Below are 13606 nucleotides of genomic sequence, written 5' to 3'. Positions count from 1 at the left end.
CTCAGAGGGTCTCCAAGCGTTCGTTGAGTTCGGCGAGTTCGCGGTCGAGGAGTTCTTCGGGGCTCAGATACTCGTCGGCGGGTTCGCCTCCCGCGACGGATGCCGCCGTACCGGTGTCCGCGGGCTCCGGTCCCGGTTCCGCCGGCGCAATTCCGGCCTTGCGGTCGAGGAATACGGCCAGTTCGCCCACGGTCGGGTGATTCCAGATGACCGTCGCGGACAGCCGTAGCCCGAATTCCCGCTCCAGCCGGTTGCGCAGTTCGAGCGACATGACCGAGTCGATGCCGAGCGAGCGCAAGGGCCGGTCCTTCTCGACGCGCGCGGCGCCGATCTTCGCCACCTGCGCCACATGCTTGCGCACCCGGTCCTCGGTCGACTCCTCGGCCGGCGCCGGGCCGACCGGACCGTCGGCGTACGCGGTGCCGTACGACTCCGCGGCGCTCTCGGCGCGTCCGGAGGGCGGTGGCGGTGGCGATCCGAAGACGATGTGGTCCGGCCAGTACCGCTCCCGCTGCCAGGGATAGGCGGGCAGCCGGGCACCGTGCCGCCCCGGGCCGTTCGCGCGCCCCACGTCCACCGGGCAGCCCAGGACGTGCAGCCGGCCCAGGGATTCGAGCAGCGCGCCGCGCTCCGGCTCGTTCCGGCGGAGCGAGGGGAGGGCTACCGGACCCGTGCGGCCGGTGTGCGCGATGACCTGGTCGACGGCCGGCACCAGGACCGGGTGCGGACTCATCTCCACGAAGGCGCCCACACCGTCGTGGAGCAGCCGCTGGATCTGCTGCGAGAACAGCACCGGATCGCGCAGATTGCGTGTCCAGTACGTCTCATCGAGGCCGTCGCCGGACAGGGCCTCTCCGGTCACGGTGGAGTAGAGCGGCACGCTGCCGACGCGCGGGGCGATGCCCCGGAGCGTGGCGAGCAGATCCTCCCGCAGCGGGTCCATCTGCGGGCTGTGCGAGGCCACATCGACCTTCACCCACCGCCGGAACACGCCCTCGCGGTCGAGCCGGCGGGAGATCTCGTCGAGCGCCCCTCGGTCCCCGGACAGGACCGTGGAGCGCGGGCTGTTGTTCACCGCCACGGCCACCGACTCCTCGAAGCCCTCGATGGCGTGCAGCGCTTCCGTCAGGGTGAGTTCGGCGGCGAGCATCGCGCCCTGCCCGCTGACCCGGCGCAGCAGCGCGCTGCGCCCGCAGATGATCCGTACGGCGTCTTCCAGGCGCAGCGCTCCGGCGACGTGCGCCGCCGCGACCTCTCCCATGCTGTGGCCGATGACCGCGTCCGGCCGGACGCCCCACGACCGCCACAGCGCGGCCAGCGCGACCTCGACCGAGAAGAGCAGCGGCTGCACCACATCGATGCGACCGAGCCGCGAGGCGCCCTCCTCGGCCTGGAGCTCGTCCAGGACGGACCAGCCGGCGTACGCCCGTACGGCGGCGTCGCACTCCCTCAGCGCCGCGTGGAACTCCGCCTCGGTGCACAGGAGTTCCCGGCCCATGCCGATCCACTGCGAGCCCTGTCCCGGGAAGACGAAGGCGATCTTGGGCGGGTCGAGGACGGCGGAGGGCGCGGCGTGCAGTCCGGCGGGCTCCTCGCCGCGCGCGTAACCGCTCAGCGCGGCGGTGAGCTCCTTCGTGCTGTGGGCCACAGCCGACAGCCGGTAGGGGTGGTGGGCCCGCCGCGCGGCGGTGTGCGCGAGGTCGCGCAGCGCGGCCGCGGCGATGTGGCGGGCGGTACGGTCCGCGAGTGCGCGCAGCGCCTCGGGAGACCTGGCGGAGAGCGTGAAGAGCTCGGTCGTGGGCTCATGGTCCGCCGGGACCGCGACGGGCACGCCCGCCTCGGCCAACTCCCGCAGGGCGTCGACGAGTCCGGAGCGGTCGTCCGGCCCGCGCCGCATCGTGCCGATAGCCGTGACGCTCTGGCCCAGCGCGGCGACCAGCACCGGGTGGGCGCTGATCTCCACGAAGACGTCGTACGACCGGGACGCGAGGTGGTCCACGGCGTCGGTCAGCAGCACCGGCTCACGCAGGCTGCGCGCGAAGTAGCCGGATCCGATCTCGCTCCACTCCACCGGGGCGCCGGTTACGGCGGAGACCATCGGAACGCGGCCCGGCCGCGGCGAGACCCCGGCCGCGTCCCGCTCCAGTCGCGCCAGCACCGGATCCATCGCCGGACTGTGCACGGCCGCGTCGATGCGCACCATGCCGCACAGCACCCCTCGCCCCTTCAGCTCGGCGAGAGCCGCCCGGAGCGCCCCGGTGTCCCCGGCGAGCGCGGTCGACCGCGGCCCGTACGCACCGGCGACGACCAGGCCGCGGGCCCCGGTCGTGAACTCCCCGAGCTCGGCGGGGGACAGCTCCACCAGAGCCATCCCGCCGCCGGTGCCCGCGACGCGCCGCTGGGCGAGGCTGTAGTGGTGGACGAGCCGGGCACCGTCACGCACGCTGAGGATTCCGGAGATCACCGCGGCGGTGATCTCCGAGAAACACGTCCCCACGACGGCGTCGGGGCGGACCCCCGCCGCTTCGAGCCAGGCGGCGATGCCGAGCTGGACGGCGAAGACCATGGGCTGTGCGACATCCACCTGGTCCAGACGGTCCGGATCCTCGTCCGCGAACAGCGCGTCGACCACCGACCAGCCCGTCAGGGGGGCGAGTTCGGCGTCGCAGCGCTCGACGGCGGCGCGGAAGACCGGCTCCGTACGGAACATCCGCCGGCCCATTCCGGCCCACTGCTGTCCGTGCGGCGAGCAGACGAAGACGGTTCCGGACGATGCGGCACCGGCGGACCGGGGGAGCGCGGGCGCGGGCAGCGGCGGGGGGTCCTGCCACCCCTCCACCACCACATGGACGTTGGTGCCACCCCACCCGAAGGAGCTGACCCCCGCGAGCGGCGGACGGTCCTCGGGCCAGGGCTCCAGCGCCCGCGGCACGCGCAGGCCCAGCTCCTCGAAGTCGATCTGCGGATTGGGGCGTTCGAAGTGGACGTTCCGCGGGATCTGGCGGTGGCGCAGGGCGAGCGCCGTCTTGATGAACCCGGCGATCCCCGCCGCGCCTTCGAGATGCCCGATGTTGGTCTTCACCGCCCCCAGCACCAGAGGCGTTCCGGCCGGCCGGCCCTCGGACAGGACGGCGGACAGGGCCGCCGCCTCGATGGGGTCACCGAGTGCGGTGCCCGTGCCGTGGGTCTCCACGAGGTGCACGTCACCGGGCGCGACGCCCGCGCGCCGGTAGGCGTCCCTGAGGACCTCTTCCTGGGCGAGGGGGTTGGGGGCCGTCAGGCCGTTGCTGAGGCCGTCGTTGTTCGCGGCGCTGCCCGGGATCGTGCACCAGATGTCGTCGCCGTCGGCCAGCGCCCGCGAGAGCGGTTTGAGGACGACGACGCCGCAGCCCTCACCCCGGCCGTAGCCGTCCGCACGCGCGTCGAAGGACTTGCAGCGGCCGTCCGGCGACAGCCCGCCGAACTTGGTGAGGGCCACGCTCGTCCCCGGGCTGAGCAGGAGGTTCACGCCACCGGCGAGAGCCATGGAGGACTCGCCCAGCCACAGGCTCTGACAGGCCAGGTGGAGTGCGTAGAGCGAGGCCGAGCAGGCGGTGTCGACGGCGACACTCGGTCCGCGCAGCCCCAAGACGTAGGAAAGCCGATTCGCCACCATATTGAGCGCGCGCCCGGTGGCCGAATGCTGGACGACGCCGTGGAGTTCCGGTGCGGCGAGATCAGAATAGTCGTGCCAGATCACTCCGGCGAAGACCCCGGTGCGACTTCCCGCCAGGGATTCATTGGCGACTCCGGCGTTTTCCAGGGCTTCCCAGGCGACTTCCAGGAAGAGCCGTTGCTGGGGATCCATCTCTGCCGCCTCACGCGGCGATATCTCAAAGAAGAGTGGATCGAACTCGTCGAGTTTTCCTCGGAGGTACCCGGCCTGATCGGTCAGCATCTTGGCGGAGACGGCCGGATCGGGATCGACGAAATCCGCGGGATCCCACCGGCCCGGGGGGACGGTGCCGACCGCGTCCGTCCCCGTCGTCAACAGCTCCCAGAATTCCTCCGGACCGTCGGCCTGCGGGAAGCGGCAGGCCAGGCCGATGACCGCGATCGGTTCGCGGTCGACGCCCCTCGCCCCGCCGGGCCCCCCACGGCTTGACGTCCCCCGGACCGGCTTCTCCTGGGGCTCACCGAGGAGATGCGCCGAGAGTTCATCGATCGACGGATACGCCCACAGGAGCGCCGCGGATACGCGTCTGCCCAGTGCTTCCGACAGCCCCGCGGCCAATTGAGTCGCCCGTAAGGAATCGACTCCATAACGCGAAAACGTCTCGCCGTCACGAATGTCACCGGCCGGCCGGTCGAGCAGAACGGCCAAGCGCTCGCGGATCCAGTTGCGTAATCCGGTGGGTGAGCGGAGTTCGGGACTGCTGTCCTCCGGTTTTCCGCTCACAGGCGTCGCTCCTGGAAACCGATCATTGCATCCCCCATGCATTTCGGTTGGCGCGAATCAATCCCTCAACGGGAGGGAATGTAGCACGGTGCCGACGCCCCCGTAGGGGAAAATCGGTTAACCGCGGCACGGTTGGGGAAGGCGCTTCATGCGGACGACCTCCTACCGGATTCGAACACCGCGGGGAAGGTATCGCGTAAGGTGCGAGCCCGGATTCCGTTTAGCGCCCTGGCCTGCCCGAACTCAAACGGAATTCACCCTCCGCCCCCTCGGGCGCCCCCGCAACGCTCCTCGGACGACGGGCCGGCGGTTCCCACCCGGCACCCCACGGTCCGCTGGTGACCCGCTCAACCGCCGTGCCACGCCCGGCACTTCGGTCCCTCTTTGACCGTACGCCTGGCGTACGCCCGCACGGTGGGCGCCTGCGCGCCTGGCGCCGTCGGGAATACGTCCGCCACCGGCCCGCTCAGGCGGCGCCCGAGCCCCCGCCGGCCCGACTCAGGTACTCGCCGTAACCCACGCCGGACACGGGCTTGCCGTAGAGCCTGCCCTCGTAGTGATAGCTGCCGGCGTAGCCGCCCACCGGGCCGGGGACCCAGTCGTCGCGGGTGGTCGCGGCGATACGGAAGACCTCGGTGCGGTCCTCGTCGCTGACCGCGACGCGGAACGCGGCGGGCAACCGCTGCGGCGGCCCTCCACGGCCGGTGTGCGACGGGCCGGGCCAGGTCGGGGTGAAGGTGAAGCCGGTGCGGTAGGTGCGACTCGGCTCGCCGAGTCTGCGGACGTAGCAGGCTCGGGTCAGCGGGAATCCGGCGGGCCCGAGGGCTTCGGTGAACAGCACCTGGGTGCGCTCGTCGATGTTGATGACGTGGTAGGTGAACCAGCGGAACGACAGTCCGGCACCCTTGCCCCGGGCGTATTCCAGGACACACAGCCCGCTCACCTCGCGCTCCGTGCGTCGGTGGGCCACGGTGCCGTGGTACTGGCACAACACGGACTGGTGGTCGTAGAGGCCGCCCCGCATCGCCGCGAAGGTGGTCACCGTGTCGGTGGTGGTGACGGTCAGGTCGACGGCCAGCCCGGGCAGGTCGCAGGCCAGCCGGAACCCCGGGTAGGAGCCGGTGAGAGCGATGTCGTCGCCGAACCGGAACACCGTGTCGCCGGTGTTCGGTTCACTCGCCGCGATGCTGTGGTCGGCGCAGTGCCGCGCTTGCGGGGCTGCCGTGCCGACGAACACGGTGGCCGTCCTCCGCGCGCCGGTGGGCGCCGGCCGGTTCCCGCGCGAGCGGAGCGAGGACCGGCCGAACATCGTGATCACACTGAGGAACCGCAGGGGATCGGGTAGTTCGGGAATCACGATGCCGTGGTGCGCGGTCCGGTACGGCCCGCTCGGCGCGGCCAGCGGAGCCTCGACGTCGAACCGCTCGTCGGTCAGCCGGCTCGGCGGGTTCATCCAGTCCTGCACCCTGCGGAACACCGTCCGGCCTCACGCCTCGTGGAGCCGCACGCAGACATTTCCCCGATACCTGCCGTCGAGCAACCCGATCAGAACGCCGGGAGCGGCCGCGAGCCCTCCTTCGACGATCGTTTGGGACAGCACGAGCTTCCTCTCCCGCAGCCACCGGCTGGAGGCCGCGTACCAGGCAGCCAACTGTTCGGGAACGTGGTGGGTGGCGAACGGCCGCAGGTTGATCTGCTTCACGATCGCGGTGAGCAGGTCGAGCTTGGGGAAGGAGCCCTGGGCGGGGCCCAGTTGACCGGACAGGGCGCCGCACAGGGCGAATCGGGCGTGCGGCGCGGCGACCTGGACGGCGGCTTCGAACTGTTCGCCGCCGACGTTGTCGAAGAAGACGTCGATCCCCGTCGGGGCCAGTTCCCGCAGACGGTCGGCCACCGGCCCGTCGTGGTAGTCGAAGGCGGCGTCGTAGCCCAGCTCGTCGACGAGGTACTCGATCTTCTCCTTGCTGCCGGTGCTGCCGATCACGCGACGCGCACCGCGGCACTTGGCGATCTGTCCGGCCAGTGAGCCGACCGCCCCCGCGGCGCCGGACACGAAGACCACATCGCCCTCGCCCACCCGGGCGATGTCGACCATGCCGTGGTAAGCGGTCGGTCCCTGCGTGAGGAAGTTCTCCGGTCGGAGGTAGAGCGTGGTGTCGAGCTTCGTGTACCGCTCTGCCGGGCCCACCGAGTACTCGGCCCATCCGGCGAGTGTGAAGACCACGTCACCGGGCGACACATCAGGGCTCCGGGAGTCCACGACGGTCCCGATGCCCGGGCCCCACAGGCGCGCGCCGACCTCGTAGGGCGGCATCGGCAGGACGGGATCCGGGGTCATCAAATCCCTCATGACGGCCCAGAGTTGCAGGTAGTCGTGGCGTACGAGCACCTCGCCCGCCCGGGGCGGAGCCAGCTTTCGCTCCCGCAGCGCGAAATGGCCGGGTGTGAGGGAGCCCGTGGTGAGCGTCCGGGCCACGCAGATCTCCCGGTTCCTCTCCGGGCACGGCGGCCGGGTCATGGCACAGCCCCTTCTCCTCGGTGACAGGCAGTCCGCCCGGCTGCTCCTCGGATGCGGTTACGGCCACGGTAACGCCAGGTGATCAGGACCCGAGAGGTGGAGCGCACTGCGCAACCAATACACGTAAGGGGCGACAAGCTCAACGACCTCGTGCGCAGTGTGTCCTGTCCGCGGTGTGCGCTCTCCGGCACCGTCCGGCGGTTAGGCCCATCAAGTGACACAGGGTTACATCGACAGGATTTGCAGCACACATGTACCGATCGCATATTCATCGCATATTCCCAGGCTGCATCCGGCACGGCCGAAGGAGGCCGCCGAGGAGGATCATGGGCCACCCACCCCACGCCGCCGCCCCACTCGCCGACGCCGCACCCGACCACCGCCGAGGCGGGAAGCTGAGGATCCTCCTGAGTCCCCGGACGGTCGGGTCCCCCTGGCGTTTCTCGATCATGGCCCCCATCGAGCCCGGTGAGTACCGCGTGGAGTACCACCACCCGTACGCGCCGCCCGCCCCGCGCCCGGACCCCGGGCACGTGGACACCGGGACCCCGAACGACGGCGGGGCCCGGGGCCGGCAGGAGGTGGAGATCTCCCCGCAGCCGACGGCAACGCCCACGGCCTCGACGGAGCCGGTCCGGTGAACCGCTGTGTGGTGGTCACCGGGCTCGGCGTCGTCGCGCCCGGTGGCCTCGGGATCAAGGCTTTCTGGCAGTTGCTCACCGAGGGGCGCACGGTCACCCGGCGGATCACCCTGTTCGACCCGACCGGGTTCCGCTCGCAGATCGCCGCCGAGTGCGACTTCGACCCGGTGGCCGCGGGGCTCACACCGCAGGAGATCCGTCGGATGGACCGCGCGGCGCAGTTCGCGGTGGTGGCCGCGCGGGAGGCGATGGCCGACAGCGGTGCCGAGTTCGCGCGGCTGCGGCACGACCGCCTCGGCGTCAGCCTGGGCAGCGCGGTCGGATGCACCACGGCACTGGAGGAAGAGTACGTCGTCCTGAGCGACGGCGGGCGTCTGCGTCTGGTGGACGCCGCGTACGCCGTTCCGCACCTGTACGGGTACATGGTTCCGAGCACGCTGGCTGTGGAGACGGCCTGGGCCTGCGGCGCCGAGGGCCCGGTGAACCTCATCTCCAACGGCTGCACCTCGGGCCTGGACGCCATCGGCTACGGCATGCAGCTTGTCGCCGAGGGCAGCGCCGACATTGTTCTCGCCGGTGCCACCGACGCACCGATCTCGCCCATCACCTCCGCGTGCTTCGACGCCATCAAGGCGACCTCCGCCTGCAACGACGACCCCGCCGCCGCATCCCGCCCCTTCGACGCCCGGCGCGACGGCTTCGTCCTCGGGGAGGGCGCGGCCGTGATGGTCCTTGAGGAACGCGACCACGCGGCGGCCCGTGGAGCGTACGTGTACGCCGAGATCGCCGGGTTCGCCGGACGCGCCAACGCCTTCCACATGACCGGTCTCAAGCCGGACGGCCGGGAGATGGCCGAGGCGATCAGGGTGGCCCTGGAGCGGGCCCGGCTCGACCCGGCGGACGTCGGCTACATCAACGCGCACGGGTCGGGAACCCGGCAGAACGACCGGCACGAGACGGCCGCGTACAAACGCAGCCTGGGTGAGCGGGCCTACGAGGTCCCGGTCAGCTCCATCAAGTCGATGATCGGTCACTCGCTCGGCGCCATCGGGGCGATCGAGGCGGTCGCCAGCGTCCTGGCTCTGGAACACCAAGTGGTGCCGCCCACCGCGAACCTGCGTGTCCCGGACCCCGAGTGCGACCTGGACTACGTGCCGCTCGTCGCCCGCGACCACGCCATGGACGTGGCGCTGTCGGTGGGCAGCGGATTCGGCGGCTTCCAGACCGCGCTGCTGCTCGCCCGCCCGGGACGGACCCGGTGAGCGAGGGGAGGGGGCCCGCCGTCGTGACGGGCATCGGAGTGATCGCCCCCAACGGCATCGGCACCGAGGAGTACTGGAAGGCGCTCCTGTGCGCGCGGACCGGCATCGCCCCGATCACTCGCTTCGACGCCTCCCGGTACCCGGTGACACTGGCGGGCGAGGTGCGGGATTTCTCCGCCGAGAGGAACGTGCCCGGACGCCTCGCCGTACAGACCGACCGGTGGACCCATATGGCCCTGACGGCAACCGAGTTCGCGCTCGCCGACGCCGGAGCCGGTCACCCGCGCGCGGCCACGGCGGACGACCCGATCGCGTTCCCGGGACCGGCCGCGGACGAGCCGGGCACGGTGGCCGAGCGGACCGGCTACGACACGTACGAGCTGGCCGTCGTCACCTCCTCGTCCTCCGGTGGCACCGAGTTCGGCCAGCGGGAGATCGAGGCGCTGTGGTCGCGCGGACCCCGCCATGTGGGCGCCTACCAGTCCATCGCCTGGTTCTACGCCGCCACCACCGGGCAGCTTTCCGTGCGCCACGGGATGCGCGGCCCGTGCGGGGTCGTGGTGGCGGAACAGGCCGGTGCGCTGGACGCGCTGGCGCACGCCCGCCGGGTTCTGCGGGACGGCACCCGGATGGTGGTGAGCGGCGGTACCGACGCGTCGCTGTGCCCCTACGGCTTGGTCGCCCACATGACGACGGGCAGGCTGAGCACGGTCCGGGACCCGGAGAGCGCCTACCTGCCCTTCGACACCCGCGCCTGCGGCCATCTGCCCGCGGAGGGCGGGGCGATGCTGATCGTGGAGGACGGGCCGAGCGCCGAGCGCCGGGGCGCGCCGCAGAGGTACGGCGAGATCGCCGGGCACGCCGCGACCTTCGACCCGCCGCCCGGCTCCGGCCGCGCCCCCACCCTCCGCCGCGCCGTGTGGGGCGCCCTGTCCGACGCGGCGACGGCGCCCGAGGAGATCGACGTGGTCTTCGCGGACGCGGCCGGCCTGCCCGCCCTCGACCGTGCCGAGGCCGACGTGCTCACCGAGGTCTTCGGCCCGCACGGCGTGCCCGTCACCGCGCCCAAGAGCCTGACCGGGCGGCTGTACGGCGGGGCGGCGCTGGACGTGGCGACGGCGCTGCTGGCCATCCGGGACGGCGTCGTGCCGCCGTCCGCGCGCGCGATCGTGCCGGACCCCGAGCTTCACCTCGATCTGGTCGTGGGCGATCCCCGGCCGACACCGGTGCGCACGGCTCTCGTGATCGCCCGCGGACACGGCGGCATGAACTCGGCCCTGGTACTGCGCGCACCCCGGCGCGTCCCCGCCGGAGACGAACACGTCCGATGACCATCCCCCACACCCTCGCGGACTACCGCGGCCTTCCGGACCGCTCACCGGTCCGCCGGGCACAAACAACCAAGGAGCCCTCGTGACCACCACTCTCATCGTCGCCCGCCTGAGGCCGGGGGACACAGCGCAGCGTGAGGAAGCGATCGGCAAGATCTTCGCCGAGTCGGACGCCACCGAACTGCCCGAGCTCGTCGGGGTCCGGGAACGGCGCCTGTTCACCTTCCACGACCTGTACTTCCACCTCGTACGGACGGAAGCCCCGCTGCCCCGGACGCTCACCCCGCAGCACGACAACCCCCTGTTCAGGTCGATCAGCGCGGCCATGGACGAGCATGTCACCCCGTACAACGGCGCCTGGGGAAGCGTGCGGGAAGCCTCCGCGCGCCAGTTCTACCACTGGCAGCACGGTGACTGAGCCGTCCGGCCCGGAGACCGCCCCCGCCCCCACCGCGGCACCCGCCCCCTACCGAAGGGAAACACCGTGGCGCTCACCCAGTCCAGTGTGAAGCCCGCCTACGCACCCGAGTTGGCCACCGCCGCCCGCGTCAAGGAACTGGCGATGGGCCTGTGGGTCTCGGCCATGCTGACCACCGCGGTCGAACTGCGCGTCCCCGACGCGATCGACGAGGAACCCGTCGACGCCACCGAACTCGGCGCCCGGCTCGGCCTCCACCCCGGAGCGCTGAGCCGGCTGCTGCGGGCGCTGTCGGCTCACGGCGTCTTCGAGGAGGTCGCCGAGGACCAGTACACGCACACCGCGTACTCCCGCGTCCTGCGCGAGGACGACCCGCACAGCGTCCGCTACCAGGTGCTGTGGACGACCGCTCCCTGGACCTGGCGGGCCTGGCCGCGTCTGACGCGGGCCCTCCACACGGGCCGGCCCGTGGTGCCGGAGCTGTTCGGCAAGGACTTCTTCGCCTACCTGGCCGAGGACGACCCCGAGTCCGCCGAACTCTTCAACAAGGCGATGACGCAGTCGAGTTCGTTCACCTCCGCCATGGTCGCCGACGCACTCGACCTCTCGGGCGTCCGGCTGGTCATGGACATCGGCGGCGGCCGGGGACATCTGCTCCGCACGCTGCTGGAGCGGCACCCGGACCTCAGCGGCGTGCTGTACGACGTGCCCACCGTCACCGCCCGAGCCGACCCCGCGCTCCTTGACGGCGGTGAACTCGCCGGCCGTGCCCGCGTCGTCGGCGGAAGCTGCCTGGACGGCGTACCGCCCGGCGGCGACCTGTACATCCTGAAGAACCTCCTGGAGTGGGACGACGAGCGCACGGTGACCACGCTGCGCCACGTGGCCGCGGCGATGGGGGACACGGGTCGGGCCGTCCTGGTGCAGAACCTGGTCGAGGACAGCCCCGAGCCCAAGGTGACCACCGGCATGGACCTGCTGCTGCTTCTCAACGTGGGCGGCAGGAAACACACCCGGCGTCAGATCGAGGCGCTGCTCGGCCAGGCGGGCCTGCGGATCGTCGAGGTCAGGCCCACGGCGAGCAGCCTGTTCCTGATCGAGGTCGCGCGCTCCACCACCGATCGCGAGCACTGACCGCGTGGTGGCCCGTTCGCCGGCCCCGCTCGCACCACCCCCGGCGCCACGAACCGAGACCCAGAGGAAGGCCCGATCGTGCTGCTCGACAACCACCCCGCCCACGAGCCGTCCGGGAGCGCTCCGGCGACACCCCTGCCGCTGCTGCGGACCCTCGCCGGGGTGCACGGCTCCGCGGCCCTGCGCGCCGCCATCGAACTGCGCGTCTTCGACAGCCTCTCCGCCGGCCCACGCGAGGCCGATGCCGTGGCCGAGGCGATCGGCGCGGACCCCCGGGCCACCCGGATCCTGCTGGACATGCTCGCCTCGCTCGACGGAATCCTCGTACGGGACGGCGGTGGCTACGGGCTGACCCCGATGTCACGCGCCTACCTGCGCACCGACAGCGACGACTACCTCGGCGCCACCGCCGGCACCCATCTGCACGACTTCGTATGGGAGGCCGAGCGGCGCCTGGCCGAGTCGGTACGCGCCGGCGGCAGCGTCGTCACGGGTGTCGGCAACCCCCACGAGCACCCCTATTGGCGGTCCTTCGCCGAGGCCAGCGGTTGGATCGCCGAGCGCGGCGCGCGGCATACCGCCGAACTGCTCGCCCCCTGGACGCGGGGCCGCGAGGAGCTGAGGATCCTGGACCTGTGCGCGGGCAGCGGCCGCTACGGCTGCCACCTCGCCGCGGTGCTGCCGCGCTCCCGGGTGACCCTGCTCGACTGGCCCGGCGTACTGGGCGTACGCCGGGACGCCGCCGAGCACCAGGCGGTCAAGGAGAGGGTCTCGGAGATCGCCGGTGACCTGTTCACGGTTTCCTACCAGGGGGAATACGACCTGATCCTGCTCAACAACGTGCTGCACAACTTCTCCCCCGAGCAGTGCGCCGACCTGCTCGGGCGCGTGGTCGCGGCCCTCAAGCCGGGAGGCCGGCTGGTCGTCCAGGAGATGACACCGACCGGAACGGACGCCGAGAGGGACCACGTCGCCCATGTGTTCGCGATGCTGATGCTCGCCATCTCGGAGCGGGGTCGGACCTACTCCCTCGACGAACTCCGGTCCATGCTCACCACAGCCGGTCTCGGGACCCCTTCCGTGCACGACGCCCCCTCGCCCATGTTCACCGTCTTCCTGACGGCGGACCGGGCGTCGGCGTAACGGACGGCGGGACGTGGAGATGGAGCGCATCGCACTGGCCCTGGACGTCCGGCCCGGCGAGGAGCGCACGCTGGCCCGACTCCTGGCTGAGACCCCGACGGGCCACCAGGACGGCCGCGGGGCCGCCACCTCGTCGGCACGTCCCCCGGCCACCTTCCTCGCCCCCGGCCGGGTCGTGCACCTCGCCGACGCGGCCATCGTCGCCGCGCCTGACCGCAACGACAGACTGAGGGGGCTGTGCGACGTGCCGCCGGGGCTGTCCACGGCCGCCTTCCTGGCCCGCGCGCGCCTCGACCGCCGAGCCCACTACCACCGCCCGGGGCCGCCGAGCGGCCACGTGCACCGCCGGGCCCTGCTCTATCCGGTGCGCCCCGGCCGTGGCGAGACGCTGTGCCGTCTGCTCACCGCGGGAGTCGCCCCCGCCACTCCGCACCGGCTCGCCTCGGCCCTGGTCAGCAGCACGGTGTACGCGCGGGGGGACACCGTGGTGCGGTACTGGGAGGCCACCGCCTCGGCCGAGGAAGAACTGGACAACATCACCCGCGTGGTGCCCAGCTCGGCACTCGGCGCCGCCCTGAATCGCCTGCTGACCTTCCCCGCCGACCTCACCACCGCCGACGGCTTCCGCGCCTTCTTCACCACCTGCACCATGGCGCCGCCGCCGGCCACACCCACCGAGGGACCGGCGACCGGCCCCGTGCACAACCGCTGACAGGCCCGT

10 protein-coding genes are annotated in these 13606 nt (G+C 71.9%); 7 read left to right on the top strand and 3 right to left on the bottom strand.

Features of this window, described 5'->3' with window-relative positions; all coding sequences use genetic code 11:
* Nucleotide 1: 1 nt before the first annotated feature.
* The 3 genes from ACZ45Z_RS08655 to ACZ45Z_RS08645 all read right to left on the bottom strand — a co-directional run bounded on the left by ACZ45Z_RS08655 (nucleotide 2) and on the right by ACZ45Z_RS08645 (nucleotide 6956).
* On the bottom strand, nucleotides 2-4480 hold the full coding sequence (locus tag ACZ45Z_RS08655; protein WP_468358225.1) for an acyltransferase domain-containing protein: 4479 nt from the start codon (nucleotides 4478-4480) through the stop codon (nucleotides 2-4).
* Between the two features lie 424 nt (nucleotides 4481-4904).
* Entirely contained in the window at nucleotides 4905-5891 is a 987-nt protein-coding gene (locus tag ACZ45Z_RS08650; RefSeq protein WP_468358222.1) for a DUF6670 family protein, read from the bottom strand.
* Nucleotides 5892-5924: 33 nt separating this feature from the next.
* Nucleotides 5925-6956 carry a zinc-binding dehydrogenase gene (locus tag ACZ45Z_RS08645; protein ID WP_468358219.1) on the bottom strand — a complete coding sequence of 344 codons (1032 nt, stop codon included), beginning with the start codon at nucleotides 6954-6956 and terminating at the stop codon, nucleotides 5925-5927.
* A gap of 326 nt (nucleotides 6957-7282) precedes the next feature.
* Here ACZ45Z_RS08645 and ACZ45Z_RS08640 point away from each other — a divergent pair, with 326 nt between their 5' ends.
* The 7 genes from ACZ45Z_RS08640 (at nucleotide 7283) to ACZ45Z_RS08610 (ending at nucleotide 13597) form a co-directional block, all read left to right on the top strand.
* Complete coding sequence (locus ACZ45Z_RS08640; protein WP_468358216.1) at nucleotides 7283-7597, top strand: cupin domain-containing protein; 315 nt, start codon at nucleotides 7283-7285, stop codon at nucleotides 7595-7597.
* Complete coding sequence (locus ACZ45Z_RS08635) at nucleotides 7594-8859, top strand: beta-ketoacyl-[acyl-carrier-protein] synthase family protein (RefSeq protein ID WP_468358213.1); 1266 nt, start codon at nucleotides 7594-7596, stop codon at nucleotides 8857-8859. Before ACZ45Z_RS08640 ends, ACZ45Z_RS08635 begins: the two co-directional genes overlap by 4 nt.
* A gap of 23 nt (nucleotides 8860-8882) precedes the next feature.
* The gene (locus ACZ45Z_RS08630; protein WP_468358210.1) at nucleotides 8883-10190 is read left to right on the top strand and encodes a ketosynthase chain-length factor; all 1308 of its coding nucleotides are present in this window, start codon (nucleotides 8883-8885) and stop codon (nucleotides 10188-10190) included.
* A gap of 82 nt (nucleotides 10191-10272) precedes the next feature.
* Entirely contained in the window at nucleotides 10273-10608 is a 336-nt protein-coding gene (locus ACZ45Z_RS08625) for a TcmI family type II polyketide cyclase (protein ID WP_468358207.1), read from the top strand.
* Nucleotides 10609-10674: 66 nt separating this feature from the next.
* Entirely contained in the window at nucleotides 10675-11742 is a 1068-nt protein-coding gene (locus tag ACZ45Z_RS08620) for a methyltransferase (RefSeq protein ID WP_468358204.1), read from the top strand.
* A 78-nt stretch (nucleotides 11743-11820) separates the two neighbouring features.
* Nucleotides 11821-12885 (top strand): methyltransferase, encoded by a 1065-nt coding sequence (locus tag ACZ45Z_RS08615; protein ID WP_468358201.1) that lies wholly within the window; start codon nucleotides 11821-11823, stop codon nucleotides 12883-12885.
* A 19-nt stretch (nucleotides 12886-12904) separates the two neighbouring features.
* Nucleotides 12905-13597: a SchA/CurD-like domain-containing protein gene (locus ACZ45Z_RS08610; protein ID WP_468358198.1), complete on the top strand. Its 693-nt coding sequence runs from the start codon at nucleotides 12905-12907 to the stop codon at nucleotides 13595-13597.
* Nucleotides 13598-13606 lie beyond the last annotated feature (9 nt).

This window comes from Streptomyces sp. NPDC031210, from assembly GCF_055570395.1.
The sequence above is the reverse complement of the archived record's forward strand: the minus strand, read 5'-3'. Positions and strand labels throughout refer to the sequence as shown.